General features: G+C 30.0%; 14 protein-coding genes. 12 read left to right on the top strand and 2 right to left on the bottom strand.

Annotated elements, in window-relative coordinates:
• The first annotated feature begins 12 nt into the window (after positions 1–12).
• The 4 genes from ACKTTV_RS07030 to ACKTTV_RS07015 are packed head-to-tail and all read left to right on the top strand — an operon-like array spanning position 13 to position 3,249.
• Positions 13–705 (top strand): hypothetical protein, encoded by a 693-nt coding sequence (locus tag ACKTTV_RS07030; RefSeq protein WP_408030117.1) that lies wholly within the window; start codon positions 13–15, stop codon positions 703–705.
• Positions 706–723: 18 nt separating this feature from the next.
• Complete coding sequence (locus tag ACKTTV_RS07025) at positions 724–1,743, top strand: sensor histidine kinase (protein ID WP_408030116.1); 1,020 nt, start codon at positions 724–726, stop codon at positions 1,741–1,743.
• Entirely contained in the window at positions 1,740–2,414 is a 675-nt protein-coding gene (locus ACKTTV_RS07020; protein ID WP_408030115.1) for a LytR/AlgR family response regulator transcription factor, read from the top strand. The genes ACKTTV_RS07025 and ACKTTV_RS07020 overlap by 4 nt, the downstream gene beginning before the upstream one ends.
• A 58-nt stretch (positions 2,415–2,472) precedes the next feature.
• Positions 2,473–3,249 carry a hypothetical protein gene (locus tag ACKTTV_RS07015; RefSeq protein WP_408030114.1) on the top strand — a complete coding sequence of 259 codons (777 nt, stop codon included), beginning with the start codon at positions 2,473–2,475 and terminating at the stop codon, positions 3,247–3,249.
• 180 nt (positions 3,250–3,429) lie between these two features.
• Here the strand turns inward: ACKTTV_RS07015 and ACKTTV_RS07010 are convergent, their stop codons facing one another.
• On the bottom strand, positions 3,430–6,189 hold the full coding sequence (locus tag ACKTTV_RS07010; protein WP_408030113.1) for a CHAT domain-containing protein: 2,760 nt from the start codon (positions 6,187–6,189) through the stop codon (positions 3,430–3,432).
• 90 nt (positions 6,190–6,279) lie between these two features.
• Positions 6,280–7,569 carry a S8 family peptidase gene (locus ACKTTV_RS07005; RefSeq protein ID WP_408030112.1) on the bottom strand — a complete coding sequence of 430 codons (1,290 nt, stop codon included), beginning with the start codon at positions 7,567–7,569 and terminating at the stop codon, positions 6,280–6,282.
• A gap of 76 nt (positions 7,570–7,645) precedes the next feature.
• Here ACKTTV_RS07005 and ACKTTV_RS07000 point away from each other — a divergent pair, with 76 nt between their 5' ends.
• The 8 genes from ACKTTV_RS07000 (at position 7,646) to ACKTTV_RS06965 (ending at position 15,687) form a co-directional block, all read left to right on the top strand.
• The gene (locus tag ACKTTV_RS07000) at positions 7,646–8,200 is read left to right on the top strand and encodes an RNA polymerase sigma factor (protein ID WP_408030111.1); all 555 of its coding nucleotides are present in this window, start codon (positions 7,646–7,648) and stop codon (positions 8,198–8,200) included.
• Positions 8,191–9,006, top strand: coding sequence for a tetratricopeptide repeat protein (locus ACKTTV_RS06995; protein WP_408030110.1), 816 nt, complete (start codon positions 8,191–8,193; stop codon positions 9,004–9,006). The genes ACKTTV_RS07000 and ACKTTV_RS06995 overlap by 10 nt, the downstream gene beginning before the upstream one ends.
• A gap of 414 nt (positions 9,007–9,420) precedes the next feature.
• Positions 9,421–10,383 carry a hypothetical protein gene (locus tag ACKTTV_RS06990; RefSeq protein WP_408030109.1) on the top strand — a complete coding sequence of 321 codons (963 nt, stop codon included), beginning with the start codon at positions 9,421–9,423 and terminating at the stop codon, positions 10,381–10,383.
• 25 nt (positions 10,384–10,408) lie between these two features.
• Positions 10,409–11,038, top strand: a complete 630-nt coding sequence (locus ACKTTV_RS06985; RefSeq protein ID WP_408030108.1) for a hypothetical protein — start codon at positions 10,409–10,411, stop codon at positions 11,036–11,038.
• Between the two features lie 10 nt (positions 11,039–11,048).
• Complete coding sequence (locus ACKTTV_RS06980; RefSeq protein WP_408030107.1) at positions 11,049–12,497, top strand: hypothetical protein; 1,449 nt, start codon at positions 11,049–11,051, stop codon at positions 12,495–12,497.
• 4 nt (positions 12,498–12,501) lie between these two features.
• Positions 12,502–13,587, top strand: a complete 1,086-nt coding sequence (locus tag ACKTTV_RS06975) for a caspase family protein (protein WP_408030106.1) — start codon at positions 12,502–12,504, stop codon at positions 13,585–13,587.
• Between the two features lie 29 nt (positions 13,588–13,616).
• Positions 13,617–14,120 carry a hypothetical protein gene (locus tag ACKTTV_RS06970; protein ID WP_408030105.1) on the top strand — a complete coding sequence of 168 codons (504 nt, stop codon included), beginning with the start codon at positions 13,617–13,619 and terminating at the stop codon, positions 14,118–14,120.
• 22 nt (positions 14,121–14,142) lie between these two features.
• Positions 14,143–15,687, top strand: a complete 1,545-nt coding sequence (locus tag ACKTTV_RS06965) for a LytR/AlgR family response regulator transcription factor (protein ID WP_408030104.1) — start codon at positions 14,143–14,145, stop codon at positions 15,685–15,687.
• The last annotated feature ends 64 nt before the right edge of the window (positions 15,688–15,751 follow it).

Raw genomic sequence — 15,751 nt, 5'->3', positions numbered from 1 at the left:
AAACCTATTATTATGAAAATTAAACTTATTAGAATTACTATAATTAGTTTTACCATTTTCTTCACTAGTTGTGCAGAGACTTCTTTTAAAAAAGAAGAAATAGCACCACAAAATTTAAGCGAATGGAAAACTTTAGATAAAGGGAAAACAATTATCAATGGAGAGGAGCTAATTATAGAAGAAACCGAAGGGTCTAATGGCTATTTTTTAGTTAGCCCAAAAATATATAAAGGAGATATCATTTTAAATTATAAAGTAAAAGCGATGTCAGAGGCATCAGTGATTATTGTTCTTTTTTCAGTATCAGATATAGGAGAAACACTTGAGATGACAATGCCACCAAGAGATGCAAAAGGTACTGATTTTTGGAGATGGCGTACTGCTTTAGAACATTATAATTTAACTTTTAATAATCGAGCTCATAATTTTAAACCATTTTTCTTTAAAAATGAAACACCTTTAAAAAAGGGATTTCATCAAAGGCTATCAGAAAATATTATCGAAACAGAAAAGTGGTACGATGTTGAAGTTGGTAAAAAGCAAAATCGGTTATGGTTTAAATTAAACAACAAAGTTATTTTTGAGCAAGAAGATTGTAATCCATTAGATGGTGGTCGCTTAATGTTTAGAATTAGTGGTTTAAATGGAGATAAGGTGGTTTTTGCGAAAATAGCTATGAAAAATTTAGTCATTTCATATCAATAAAGTTGTAAATTGTAGGTATTGAAAAGTACAGGAAATGCATATCAAAAGTTCATAAAATTTGAACCCTTACTTCATTTGTTTTTATGGAGTATAGTGCTGTTTTATCCTTATATAAAATATTTTGGTAAAGAAGGTGGATACCCAATGTCATTTAACCACGAATTGAACTCTCTGTTTTTTAAAATGACTATTTCGTATTTTTTGTACTTATGGTTTTATCCTAAAAAAAGCAAGTTAAAGTATATCCTAATTGCCATTGTTGTATTTGTAATAAATACACTTTTATACCAATATTTTGATGGTCTTTTTCATACTGAAAAAAAGTATTTATGGAAAAACTATGTAGCAGATTCACTTACTTATATAAGTTTTGGAATAGCCTTTTTTGCATTACATTCTATTAAAAATCTTTATAAAAAACAAGCTAAAATAGATGCTCTCTCGCAACAAAAAAGAGAGGCGGAAATGCAAGCACTAAAAGCTCAGGTAAATCCACATTTTTTGTTTAATACGTTAAATACTATTTATGCAAGTTCTTTGAAAAAAGAAGATAAAACTCCAGAGTTAATTTTAAAATTATCAGATAGCTTTAGATATTTATTACATCATGGACAAAAAGAAAAGGTAACTATAAGACAAGAAATTAATCACCTACAAGATTATATAAACCTACAACAAGCAAGGTTGGCTAAGAAAGTTGATGTAAACTTTACAACTAATATAGATAACAAACAACAAGAGTTAGCGCCACTTTTAGTAATTGCTTTTGTAGAAAATGCGTTTAAATATACAAGCATTTTAAAAGGAGAGAATCACCCAATAAAAATATGTTTAAATTTAGAAAACAAAGTGCTTAAATTTACTTGTGAAAATCCTTTTTCTGAAAAGAATCAAGCACTAGATTTAGAATGGGAAGAAAGTGGCGTAGGAATTAAAAATACACAAAAACGTTTAGAATTATTGTACCCAGATGCTCATGAGTTAACTATAAAAAAAGAAAATAAAAGTTTTAATGTACTATTGAAAATTGAACTATGATACAGTGCTTAATTTTAGAAGACGAAAAATCTGCTCAAGAAGTATTACAAAGTTACATAGATAAAACGCCTTTTGTAAATTGCTTAGGTATTTATGAAAGTGGATTAGATATTCCTGTAAGTCAATTGCAAAAAACAGATGTTTTGTTTTTAGATATTCAACTACCTGAGTTAAACGGGTTATCTTATTTAAAAATTATAACAAACCCACCAAAGGTAATAGTAACAACTGCTTTCCCTGGTTATGCCCTTGAAGCTTTTGAAGAAGCTGCACTCGATTATTTAGTAAAACCTTTTTCCTACGAACGCTTTTTTAAGGCAGTAACTCGAGCAAGAGATCAGTTAACTAACTTTAATACAGAAGCAAACAAACAATTGTTTTTGTATGCAGACAAAACAATATATAAAACTACAGCTGATGATATATTGTATTTAAAGGCTGAGGTTGATTATGTGAAAGTTATACTAAAAGATAAAGAAATTTTAATCCTAGATAGTTTACGAAATTGGGAAGAAAAGTTAAAAGCATTTAATTTTATAAGAACCCACCGTTCATATATAGTAAACCTTGATAAAATAGATAAAGTATCGAGAAATCAAATCCATATTAAATCTGAAGTTATTCCAATAGGAGCAACCTATAAGACTAACTTTTTTAATAGCTTTAAATGAGAAAATTTAAGAAATAAGCATTTCGATTAAGAATAATTTACTCATAAACATTTAGTGTATGAAAAGAAACTTAATACAATTTGCACATTCAAATGGTTTTCCTGCCAAATGTTACAATAGTGTTTTTAGTTCTATTAAAAACGTAGAGATTAACTATGTGGAATTGATGGGACACAATCAGTTTAAATTGAACGGAAATCTTGAGAATCTCGCTTTAGAGTTGATTGATTCAATAAAGAAACGATTCAATGAACCAGTTGTAGGGATAGGTCACTCCACTGGCGGAACACTTATACTTATTGCTGCATCAATGGATTCTAAGCTATTTAAAAAAGTTATTTTAATAGAGCCAATTCTTTATAATCCTTACAAAAGAAAATTAATTTATATGTTAAAGAAATTAGGATTAGGAGATTATATAGGTCCCACAAAGAGAACTTTAAGAAGGAAATCTGTTTTCCAATCTAAAGAAGAAGCTTATAAATATTTTAAAAGTAAAAACTTATTCAAGGACTTTGAAGAACAATGTTTTTCAGATTACATAAAACATGGTTTAAAAAAGACTGAAAATGGTTTTGAATTAACTTTTTCAAAAAAGATAGAATCAGAAATATATCGCTCAACATATACAAAAATGCCAAGCGGAATAAAAGAGTTGAAAGGAACACTTATATATGGAAATAGGAGCAATTTATTTAAGAAGTCAGACGCAAAATGGTGGAAAAGAAGTTTATCAAATTTTGATATCATAGAGCTGAATGAGAATCATTTGTTTCCTTTAGAAAAACCACTTTTAACAGCAAGTATTGTAAATGAAATAATAAATTCAGGATAGCATAAATACCACTTTTTATAATATTACTAAATCTAGACTTAAAACAAAGTATTCTTTTAATCTAGTTATTGATAGAAAAATAAATGGAACAATTATCTTATAGATATATCTACCTAAGTGGGGGCTTTTGAAAATTTCATCACCCAGTAAATGTGAAAAAACTAAATTGTGAAGTATCTATTATAAAATTAACCCTCTAGGAGACTTTTTCTTTTTTATAAAGAGAAGGATTAATATTGGGAGTAAAATTAAGATAGCAACGGTAAAATAAATAGAAGTAGATTTGACTTCAAGAATAATTGTATCGGTCTTACCCGTCAAGGTAAATGCCGCCCAATAAAAAGGAAGAGCTTCAGAAAAATGATGATTTTTGATATAGTTTATTTTCGCTAATTGCAGGGCTTTGGATTTGGATGTTCCTTTTTGCATTTGAGTATAAAACTCTTGTAAAATGGTATTCCCCGCTTTCTCATTTACATACCAAAGAGAAGCGATAACACTTTGAGCACCATCAAAAAAGAAACCTCTAGATAAACTAATAACACCTTCTCCCATAGCCAAGTTACCTGAATTTGTCTCGCAAGCATCTAAAACAACCAATTCGGCTTGATTTTCTAACCCATATAACTCGTGTAAAGGTATTTTATCATCATAAAAGGCAATCCAAGGTTGAGAAATACTATCCAAACCTGCATGTGTGTTTAAATGAATAATTTCATAATCATTTAAATGTTTTATAAAGTTGGTTCTCGTAGCTTGGTCATTTGATAGAACTTTGCTGTTTTTTATTTGAGAAGAGAATTGTATGGTCGATTCAGAACCTGTAAGTTCCGGTAAATTTAAGTGCTTAAATTGACGAGGAATAACTGTAAGTAGCTTCTTATTTGGGGTATTGTTGTTTTGTTTGATTTGATCGAAGAGAGAAAAAGATTGTAGATACACAATTTCAGAAAAGTGAACCAAATAACTCTCGGATAGTGTTGTGTTATTACTGGTTGTTAAAGCCTCAAAGGGGAAAGTTTGTAACCTGTAATCTGGAATAATAGTAAGTTTTCTCTGATTCAGTTTTTCTTTTGCATTAGGAAAAGGGAATAGCGTATTAAAAACAGAAAAACTTAATTCTTGTAAGGCGATTTTTTCTTTTTTGCTTAGAACCGAACTTGTAAAATATTTTTGTAATTGAGCAATGTCCTTCTGAAGTTTGGGAACGTTGGGTATCTCGAAAAAGAGTGTCTCAGTACCGTTATAAAACAGACCGTAACCTTTATTGTTATCAAGGATGTATTCCACAAAGCAGTTATTTTTAGGAGTGACATTTTTCAGGTCAGTGATCTCAACATCCTTTTTAATTTTTACATAATTAGGATAGTGCTGCCTTAAGGAGTCCATAAAACCGAGGTATTTTTCATCGTTTTTTCTAAATGATTGTTTGGCAGAAGAATCATCTGGAGTTTCTTGAAGGTTTTTAAAAGAGTGTAAACGTTTATAGAATAAATTGTATTCTTTCGCAATAGTCGATTTAGGAATGTTTAAGTTAAATTTCGCTTGCTTAGTTTTTATAGACTCTTGCAATAAAAGCGCTTTATTCTTTTCCATAAAATAGAAGGCAAGGTTTGTATCTTTTAGTAAATAACAAACTTCAACAGCTAGCATATAGGTATCAACACCTTTTTCAATCCAAAATAACTTTGATTGTTCACTTGTACTGTCATGTCTAATTAGTGAAACCAGTTTATCAACAAGCATTAATGTTTTCTTCGCATTGTACAGATATACCTTATTGCTTTCTTGCTTATAAGCCTTTACCTGATGGGCTGCTAAATCTATTAAATAAACTAGGACATCCTGACTATAATCCGACTCTTCAATTGTTTTCAATTCTGGGAGATCAAAATTTTCTTCAAGAGTTGTTTTCTTTTTTAAGCTGGTACGAATAGCTTTTTTAAAAAAAGGGATTTTCTTTTTGGCGCTGTCTGTATTTAAATAATATCCCATATTATCATAAACCAAAGCTTTTAATTCATTATTAGTGGTTTCTTGAAGTGTTTTTTCGAAACAAGTATTTGCTTTTTGAAATTTTTGTTGTCTAGAGTAGATAATTCCAATATTCATTAAAGAAGTGTATCCTTCATACTTAAATCCTTTTGAAAGGTAGAAATCTTTTGCTTTCGTATATAATTCTAAAGAGGTATCCAATTCTCCAAAGGCATCAAAGGATACGGCCAAATTATTATACATATCATAGATATGTTTTTTCTTTTTGATACCAGCATTAGCAAATTGTTGTTCTATTATTCGCCAGTGTTCTTTCAGAATATTTAAATCGTTTACTTCTTTATTTTCACGGAAATTATTGGCGTATTTTTGGGCATAGGTTGTAATGATTAATAGTCTTATTCCAAGTTCATATTTCAATTTTCCTAATGATTCTGGATTGCTAAGGGCTTTATTTAAATATAGTAGAGATTTATAGAAGTCGCCTTTAACTCTTTCAATTCTGGATAGATCTTTATAAGCTCTATATATGTGATAACCATTACCAGTGCTTCGTATAATTGTTAAGAGTGTATTATGTCTTTTTTTACTTTCACCTAAATGAAAATAACCTAAAGAGAGAAGATATCGGTAATCATTTAAGGTATTAACGTCCTTTTTCGCTTCTAATTTTTTTAGATTGATAGCTTTTTGACTATAAAAAACAGTGCTATCGATGTGTTCAGTTTTTAAGTATGCACGGGCCATACCAACATAGATTTTATCCAAATCTAAGTTGTTTTCAATGGAGTCTTGTTTCTTTAAAAGATTTTTAAATTGGTTAATTCTGTCTTTAGGTGTCTCAATTTTCTTTATACTATCTATTTGAGTTAAAAGTTTGCTCTGGGCGGATGTAATAGCACAAAATAAAAGGATGATATATATATTGAGTAGTAATCGAAGCATAGGCTTTCGAAGATACAGAAAATAACATAAAAAGACCGAATCTTTAATGATGTAATTCAGTCTTTTATCCTTTAGTTATAGTATATGAGTCTATGGTATTATTACACGCCCATGATGTACATTTTCAGAAGCAAAACCTACAGTAGGAATAGATATATTTAATGCCTCAATGATTGATGGTAATGGAGGAAGAGGAGTTTCTCCGTCAAAAAAAGAAGCGATTCTTAATGTAGCTTTTGAAGCAGCAAAAGAAGTTCCTGCTAACTCGAAATCGGATAAAGTTGTATAACCAGAAGCAAAATAATCAACAGTGGAAATTCCATAGTTGGAATAACTAGCTTTATCTAAATAATAACGATCCGTAGCGGCAATGGCAAGAATATTATCATGCGGATATCCTGATGGATAATGTGTGTAAGAATCATTATTACTATTGTTATTTCCAGCAGAAGCAATTATAATAACATCAGGATGTTCCGTTAACAGGTCAGAAAAGATGCTGTCCTCAAAATCACCAAATCCATCGTCATACCAGCCAAAACTCATGTTTACCACATCGGCATTTGTAAGAGCATGATAGGTTGCGCATAAAACATCGAAATAATTACCGATTCCTGAGGCATCAAACGCTTTTATAGGTAGTATTTGATGGTTAACTCCTCCAATTTTTAACCCTTTATGAATAGTTCTTGTAATAGCCGTACCATGTTTTTCGGGATAATCATCATTCGGATAAGGATCGTTGTTAACATAATCCCAGCCTGATTTAAGTTCTTCATGACTAGGACTGCTTGATTTATGTAAAAAAGGATCTGTGAATTCGGGCATAAAAGATGGATCTATGCCTGTATCTATAATTGCTACAGTAATCCCATTGTTAACATCTTTGATTAAATCAGTATAATCAAGTTCAAGAGTTCTATGTTTACCTGGTTTTGGCGAACTATCTATAACCTTAATTCTTTGAAAATAAAATTGAAAATTGACATTTTTTAAGGGATATAATTCTCCAGTATCATTTCCAGTATCATTTGCACTGGTGTCATTATCAATTACACCTTTTTTAGGTTCAATATTGATAGGTCCTCCAAAATCCCATTTTTCAATGGATTCATCAGGGCAATGTTTACATATTTCAAAAGAAATTACTCCATGTTTTTTTCTTAATTTACTTTTGGTTGCTTCACTTGTTCCATCTACATATTGGACTATAAGTTCAGATTGAGAATATTGTAAAAGATTGTTTTGATAACCAGTATTTTGAGTACTTCGGTTATTTTCTTTTTCTGTATGGTCTAATTCATTTAGTTCGTTGTTGGTACAGCTTAAGAGCACCATTGATAGTAGATAGATTAAGGATGTTTTTCGGATAATTTTCATATTAAATTTTAGATTTTAGATTACACTGTTATATTTACATGAGGAAAAAGATGAAAATCATTACCCATTATTTTAAATGAATAATACAACGAAGCGTTACATAGAGGGGTTGTTAACTTCTGATGAAAGGGTTATAAAGGAAATATACGCCAAATTATATCCTAAGGTAAAAAGATATGTAATTTCTGCGAGAGGTAATGAAGATGATGCATTAGATGTTTTTCATGATTCCTTAATGTACTTTATGACTCAAAAGGATAAAACAGAAAATATCCTTTCTTTTGAGCCCTATTTTTTTACGGTAAGTAAAAATTTATGGAAAAAAAGATTAAAAAGTAGGGTAACAACAAATGAAATGCCGACCCTTGTTGATAAAGAGACAGATTTAAGTTTGTTTGTTTTAGAGCAAACTTGTTTTGATTTATATGTAGAAAAATTCAATCAACTATCCATAAACTGCAAAGAAATTTTAAGTCTTTATTTCAATAATTTGAGTTATGAGGATATTGTAAAAGAGAAAGATTATGCATCAGTTAATACTGTAAGACAACGAGTTTTTAAATGCAGAACGAAGCTGATACAGCTTATAAAGTCAGATAAGAAATATCAAAAAGTTAAGAAATGGAGGTAGAATTAACGGAAGCTTTATTAAAGAAAATTGATGATTATATACAGGGTAACTTAACCACTGAAGATCGTCTTGCCTTCGAGAAAGATATAGAAGAGAGTGACAGCTTGAAAAATGAGGTTCAATTACAAAAAGAGTTGATTATTCTTATAGGAAAAGAAGAATGGGTAAACTTCCGAAATAATGATAAAAATGAGGAATTACAAGCGTTGAGAGAGCAGTTAAGAAGTAAAGCTTTTCAAGATGCTTCGAAAAAAATTAGAGAAATTGGGATTAATGATTATAAAGGGAAAAAGTCTGATAAGAATAAGAAACTTTTTTATAAGATATCCATTGCGGCAACCATATTGGTTTTGATAGGTTTGTTTTTTATGAATCGAAATTCAGGACTTGATTCTTATTATAATGAATATTCTAATTGGAAAACAGAATTACCTTCATTTGTAACAAAGAACGATAATACTAGTATTTTTAATCAAGCTGAAATAGCTTTTAGAAATAAGAATTATAAAGAAGCCTTAAAGTATTTTAATTCCATAAGTAAAGAGGATAGGTTATATCCATATAGTATAATGTACAAAGGAGCTATTTACGAAGTTTTGAATGAAAATGATAAAGCAATAGCAGCTTTTGATCGGTTAATTAATCTTAACGATTTTGAAGAATATTCAAGAGGTTATTGGTATCAATTGTTAGTTTATTTGAAGCTCAACAATAAAGATAAAGTAAAGGAACTTTTGAAGATTATTCTAAAAGATAGTAAAAACTATAAGTACAGAGAAGCTCTTAAGCTGTCCGAAGAAATATAAATTATTCACAAAATAGAAGAATCAAATTCTATTATCTAACAAAAAGGCTTCACAAATTTGAGAAGCCTTTATTGTAATTAGAGTATTCTTTTCTCAAAAATGTATAGTCCATATATTTTGAGTTTATATGGGAACTTTTAATTTATCGTTCTTTATATTTTTCCAAACCAATTTTATGGTCATAGTTTCGACGTTTACTCTCATTAAAATTTACTCCAAATTGAATTACTAAAAAGCAGTGGTTTCCACTTGATTTAAAAAGATAGTTTACTTCTTAATATACAATGTTGTAATTAGGATGTAATTCACGTCAAAAATAGCGTAACTCACGACATTTTTTTGTTTAAAACCTTTGTTGTTAGGTAGTTTTGAGGTATTGCTGCTATTCGCAGTAAAATCAAAAAACTAACGAATATGAGTGAAAAGAAAGTAGATACAGAGGCCCATTTTGGTGATGCTAAATACGATTATAGACAAGTTAAAGTAGGAGATAAAGATGCTCAAGGTGAAGTTATTTTATCCGTTTTCTACACAACAAAAAAGATGATTATTTATAGAACGAAAGGAAATCTAATCGTTTCTTATAGTGATTATTCTGAACGCTTTTCCGTATTAAATGCAAAAAAACAAGAAATTAATAATTTAATCCACTTGTCCGTTCACCAAGAAAGAATGTCTGATATAAAATCAGATAAGGAGAAAGGCTTAGAAGATTTAAGAGCTTTTTATTCACCACAGTTAGCACATGCTTACCAGATGTGTTATTTAGAAAAATATGAAGAGGCAGTTTTAATTGCTGAAAATGTAAGAAAAGGGATTGAAAATAAAATTACATCAAAAGCACAGTATACCTATTTCGAATACTATCTAAAATACCTGAGCTATATATTTATTGCATTAGTTGCTGTTGTTATATGGAGTACTTTTATGAAGTATGAAAACTACGAAATTCACTATTGGTTTGTTTGGCACTTTTACATCGGAATTGCAGGAGTTATAGGTTCTTTTATTTCGGCAAAAGAAAAGGTAGCTAGTAGAACAGTTGACTTTAATATTCCTGTAAAACGCACAATTATAGACGTTAAGTTTAGATTGCTCTTAGGAGGAATCTTTGGAGTGTTAACTGTTTGGCTAGTATACTCGAATATATTAACAGGAATATTTACTACACGTATTTCAGATACCCTCTTTTTAACAGGAAATGCAACTATCTCCGAAATAATTACGGTTTTAATTATCGCAGTTGTTGGTGGATTTAGTGAACGTTTAGTGCCTGATACTTTGGGAATGAAATCTAAAAAAAATATAAACAAAACGGAAGAAAATGACCAACTCGAAAAAGCAGTCGCTGAAGCGGTTGCTAGAGGTCAGCAATAAGTATTAACTATTAAACTATAAAATTATGTCAAAACAAAAACGAAACATCGAAAAGAAATTTTCTAAAGGATTAATTGGAAGAACCATGTTAGATATTCCAAAATTAACTCCAAGAGAGAAAACGGTTCAGGAAATACTTTTAAAATTTATGGAAGACAATGGTCAAGGAGGTTGTCCAGCTTTTTCACCAGATTTTTTATTGCAAAACATCAAACCCCAATTAAAAGAAAAGGGAATTGAACGTGTGGGAAAAAGTGCATTGGAAAGTGTTTTTACAAAATCAGCGGAAATGTTTTACGATAGTAAAAGTACAGGAACAGTGTTTAGGCTACCAAAAGCAAGTGTTAGCTATAAGCTTGAACCAAATTTAGGATTTGAGTTTAATAAAGGAACTATAGGCGGAACATCAATTTCGCCGGGGGAGGGGACAATAAATGTCCTAATGGCTAGTAATTTGAGACTTCCAGTAGAAGTAAATTATGGAGGTATCGTAGAATGGTCATTAACTATAAAGAGTATAGAGTTAGAGAATGGAGTGGTACTAGAATTGAGAAATGAATCTGGGTATTCATATCAGGTAATTAACAATAGTGTAATCAAAGGACGTGGGGCTATCTCAGAAGAATGTTTAGAAACGAACTTGAAAAGTTTATAAAAAGGAAGTCATGAAAAAAATATGTTTAATAATCTTTTTATTGCTTTCAATAGCAATAAAAGCTCAGAATTATGGAACCGATGTTGAAGGGTATAGTACTATCTATACGCCCGGTATAACCCTTGGTTTAGATGTAGTTAATAATCAGCTCGATTTTAATTATTTCGATGTTGTACGTAAAAAGGGCGGAATTAATAGAGCAAACTTTTATGGTATAAGATTGTTAGGTGATGCTAATGATGGTATTGCTAATATTGTGTCTTCAGGTAAAGTAAATGCAGGGGTTAATCTAGATGTGGTTTATGGTTATAAAAGGTTTCGAACCAAAAATAAAAATCAAGTACTTATTAAAGCAAAGGAAAAACAGAAGAATCTTTTGATTGCTCTAAAAACTCCTGATGCCAACGGCTTCAAGCAGTTGATAGAAGATATAAAAAAAGCCGCCATAATTAAATTTATTAATGACTTAAGAAGTTCGTATCAAGGGATAGATCCAGTTGTAGCTGTAAATATAAAAAGCTCAATTGGAAATAAGAAGTGGGAGGATGCGAAGAGAGAGTTAAAGAGTCTTGATAATTATTTTGGAAAAATGGTTCTTACTGAAATAGAATTCTTTGATGATTTAAGATTTAAAACTGGGGCAAAGGGACATGTTTTTCTTGAAAATAAGAATGTTAGAGGAGGGATAATTGAAAAACTCGATGAAAACATTCGTGTAACTTCCTTACCTAATTGGTCTAACGATAAAAGAAATTTAAAAAGATTTGAAGCAAGTATAAAACAAGCCCGTAATCAGTATGATAGTATAACACAACAAATAGCGAAACTCAAGACTAGATCTGAAAGTTCGATCAATCAAAAATTCCTTATGAAAATGGGATTTTTTAAACAAGAATTTAAATACGATTTAAATAATGGCGCTCCTACCTCTAGTGAGCGATTGAAAAATCAGGAATTTACGGGACTTTCGTTTGATATTATATACAATATTCAATGGCGCCATAATTACTTTATGGGGTTTTCTCTAAGAGGGCAACGAGCTAATAACTTTTCATCTTTAGAAATAAAAGAAATCACTTTTGGAGAAGCAGGAACCGAAAATTCAGAAACATTAAATGCTTATGCAGGTCCTTATGATACTTTCAACAGGTATTCTGTAAATAGTGATTTTATGTGGATCAACAAATTGAAAAAAGAAGGTATTTATTTAATTGTAAACCCTTACCTAAGGCACTTTATTTATGAAGGGGCAGATCAGCTTAAAAATAATACGAATATAGGCTTAGGCTTAAATCTTTTTAATAGTTCTGGTAGTAAAATTTTGGGAGGCGCTTTTATTCAAGCAAATGATGTTTTTGGGGTTAATACAAAACAAAGCTTGGGTAAATCAATAGCATTTGGTATAACTGTAAAGGTTGCATTTGAAGGGTTTGATTTTATTGAAAAACCAAAAAGCTAAAGTTATGGGGGTAAAAAAAGTACTTTGTATAGGGATAGATAAATATCATCCACAGGTAACAACAGATGAATTAAAGGGCTGTAAAAATGATGTTCAATTATGGCAAAAGTTGTTAGGAGAACAATTCGGTTTTCAAGTAGAAGAACCCATTTATGATGATTATGCAACATCGGAAGTAATTGAAAAAAGAATGAAGTCTTTTTTACGAAGTTTAAATAAAGAAGACTTAGGCGTAATTTTTTTCTCAGGACATGGTTCAAGGAAATATAGAGAGGGAAATTGTTATGAAACTATTTGTGCCTATGAAAGTAGAATCGAAGGAACTTCTTCTTTACGAAGTTGGATTGATACTTGTAAAAAAAAGGAAGCACGATTGGTTTTTATTGTTGATGCTTGCGAGTCTGGAACTTTAACGGATTTAGGTAGGTTTGGTGAGTTGATTGGAATAACAGAATTAGATCAATGTTGTTTTTATGCTATCTATGGATCTTATGTTAATAAGATCTTACAAGAAGACGGAGTATTCCAAATTAACTTACATAATAAAAATGAAAATGCTCAGTTTGAGGAATTCTTGAAAATGAAAGATCTAAAAATGGATTTTGATTTTACAGTCGAGTCTGCAACTGATTACTTGGCAGCCAACCATAAAAGTGTTGATAGAGTACATTTGAAATATCGATTGGACAATTTAAGCCGAGAGTCCTATAGTTTAGAAGATGTTATTAAACTAACAACAACCAATAGAAAAGTACGATACCATGCATTTGAGGATTCCTGTAATCCCTATCAGGGAAGCAATAATAATATTATTATAAATACTAAGGATGAATATGAAATATTAATTACGGCTTGTCGTGGTAAAGAAAATGCTTACGAAGATTACTTCGATTCGCATAACCAAATAAATGGTGTATTTACGCATTTAGTTATGGAGGTATTAAAGGAAGGAGTAGATATTAGTTATAATGAACTTTGTGCCTTATTGAAAGAGAAATTAAGGACTGATTACAATTATGCTCAGTATAATCAAACTCCACTACTCCAAGGGAATGATAGTTTTAAAAGTCAAAAGATTTTTAGTATTTAAATAAAACAAATAACTTAAAAAAAATAGAAATGCCAACAAAAGGATTTTATAAAATGACGCAAGTAAACGATAATGTTTGCTCAAATATAGTACTTCATAATAGAGAGAGTTTTCAACTCGCACATGCTGAGTTTGATCCAATGATGAGTTTTGTCATTTTGATACTTCTTAAAGAGGGTGAAAAACAGGCAAATGGGATAGTTAAAATGACTAAAATAGGGTTTAGTTTGGTGAATGCATTTTGCAATTTAGAAGAAGATGTATATTACAAATTATCAAGTGTCGAAAAAACAAGTGAAAACGATAAAAGTTTTCATACAGAGATGATTAATTTTACTATCAAAATAGAAAAGTCTAAGATGGCGAGTGATGAAATAGTGTATCTTACAGAAGATGTCTTATTTGAAAGAGATAAGAAAATTGATTTTCATATAAAAGTAAAAAATGAAGATAAAGAAAAGCGAATTCAATGGAATCCAATGCAAAGATCGAAAGATACTGGGGGACATATGTGTAAAGGTAAAGGGGTTTAAATGCCCTAAAAGTTTAGTGTATATGCTCTTCTGTGTAGCCTTACTTTTGTATGGTTGTTATAACAAACCAAAAGAAGAGCATGTACTGCTCATAGAAACTTTAAAAAGAGGAGCCTTAGAAGAAGCAATAGTTTCTATTCATGAAACTCAACAATCACAAGAGATTAAGAGTTTTTTACTTGGATACGTAGATTATTTAAGATACGGATATGATTCCAAAATTCTATTGTCGAAACCACCAAAAAGTATCGAGACATTTCCAAATGCATACAAGGTTATGTACTATTATATGACAGGAGATATAATTTTTGGGCTAAATAAAAAAGTGAAAGCTTATGATTATTATCTAAAAGCTAAAAACTTAGCTAAAAAAGAAAATCAAATATTACAGAATGAAGTTTTTGTAAGGTTTTTGGGTTTTTATCAGAAGAAGTCTCAACATAATTTAGATTTTTTTAAACAATATAAAGAAAGCTATCTACGTCAAGAACATGACGACATAGACACTTATTGGATTGAATATTACACATTATGGTTACGAATTCATGAAGAATGGTTAAGAAAAAAAGAAAACCAAAAAAAAATCCATGAGAAGAGTAGGTTTTTAACTAATATGAACAAAGAAGAATTTGAAACTGCTTTTAAACTCGCACGAAACAATGACTTTTTTACAGCAAGGCTCTATCAGTTAAAAGGAATATATTATAGTTCATTGATTGAGGAACCTAATAAAGCTGATTTAGCCTTTAATAAAGCGAAAGAATTGTTCGACAATAGTAAGTTTTTCTTTTCTAATAAAGAGAGCATTAAGGCAAAGATAAATGTGGCTATTTCCTTAATGAGGAAAAAAGAATATGACAGTGCCGTTTTTACTTTTAAAGAAAGTTTGAAGTCAGCAACACTAAAAAAAGAATTATATGCTAAAGAGCTTATATATAGTAGTTTGTCAAATTGCTATGGAGAGCTTGATAATCAGTCGGATAGTATCTATTATCTGGATAAAAGTGAGCAGATTAAAGATTCTGTAAATCAGTATGTTAATGGGTTGGTTATTGAGAATAAGGAGTATAGGAACCAGATTATAGATGGGGTAGAAGCGAATGAAGTATTAAATCAAAAAAATAAAATGTTATTAATATTTATTATCACCCTGTTATTGATTTCTGCTTTTATTTATCATAACTGGGTGCTTTCAAAAAAAGAAAAGAAGAACTTAGAGATTGAACATGAGCAGACAAAAGAAGAAATAGAATCAATAAAAAAGTTAGTAATTCAGGATAGAATTATCTTAAAGAATAAAGTACATGTTTTATTAGATGAATTAATTTTTATAAAATCAGAAGACCATTATTTAGCATTAAATACAAGTGGTAAAAAAGAGTTTATTAGAGGGAATATTTCAAAAATTATTAAAGAGCTCCCTCCTAATTTTGTTCGATGTCATCGATCTTACATTGTTAATATTAACTCAATAAAACAATATAACAAAGAGTCTTTGTTACTCATTAACAAAGCAATTATACCTGTGTCTCGAAGCTATAAAAAACAATTTGAAAACTTTAAGTAGATACTTTTTTTACTTAGAAAATGATGCATATATTTAAAATTTTATACTCGGACTAACTTTACCT

The organism is Tenacibaculum xiamenense (assembly GCF_964513065.1).
Classification (GTDB): domain Bacteria; phylum Bacteroidota; class Bacteroidia; order Flavobacteriales; family Flavobacteriaceae; genus Polaribacter; species Polaribacter xiamenense.
This window is presented reverse-complemented; position numbering and strand designations above follow the sequence as displayed.

Bases quoted from the DNA above. Each gene is read 5' to 3' on its own strand.
- ACKTTV_RS07015 (WP_408030114.1), top strand. From the start codon at position 2,473: ATGAAAAGAAACTTAATACAATTTGCACATTCAAATGGTTTTCCTGCC.
- ACKTTV_RS06990 (WP_408030109.1), top strand. From the start codon at position 9,421: ATGAGTGAAAAGAAAGTAGATACAGAGGCCCATTTTGGTGATGCTAAA.
- ACKTTV_RS07000 (WP_408030111.1), top strand. From the start codon at position 7,646: ATGAATAATACAACGAAGCGTTACATAGAGGGGTTGTTAACTTCTGAT.
- ACKTTV_RS06995 (WP_408030110.1), top strand. From the start codon at position 8,191: ATGGAGGTAGAATTAACGGAAGCTTTATTAAAGAAAATTGATGATTAT.
- ACKTTV_RS06970 (WP_408030105.1), top strand. From the start codon at position 13,617: ATGCCAACAAAAGGATTTTATAAAATGACGCAAGTAAACGATAATGTT.
- ACKTTV_RS07030 (WP_408030117.1), top strand. From the start codon at position 13: ATGAAAATTAAACTTATTAGAATTACTATAATTAGTTTTACCATTTTC.
- ACKTTV_RS07005 (WP_408030112.1), bottom strand. From the start codon at position 7,569: ATGAAAATTATCCGAAAAACATCCTTAATCTATCTACTATCAATGGTG.
- ACKTTV_RS07020 (WP_408030115.1), top strand. From the start codon at position 1,740: ATGATACAGTGCTTAATTTTAGAAGACGAAAAATCTGCTCAAGAAGTA.
- ACKTTV_RS06985 (WP_408030108.1), top strand. From the start codon at position 10,409: ATGTCAAAACAAAAACGAAACATCGAAAAGAAATTTTCTAAAGGATTA.
- ACKTTV_RS07010 (WP_408030113.1), bottom strand. From the start codon at position 6,189: ATGCTTCGATTACTACTCAATATATATATCATCCTTTTATTTTGTGCT.
- ACKTTV_RS06980 (WP_408030107.1), top strand. From the start codon at position 11,049: ATGAAAAAAATATGTTTAATAATCTTTTTATTGCTTTCAATAGCAATA.
- ACKTTV_RS06975 (WP_408030106.1), top strand. From the start codon at position 12,502: ATGGGGGTAAAAAAAGTACTTTGTATAGGGATAGATAAATATCATCCA.
- ACKTTV_RS06965 (WP_408030104.1), top strand. From the start codon at position 14,143: ATGCTCTTCTGTGTAGCCTTACTTTTGTATGGTTGTTATAACAAACCA.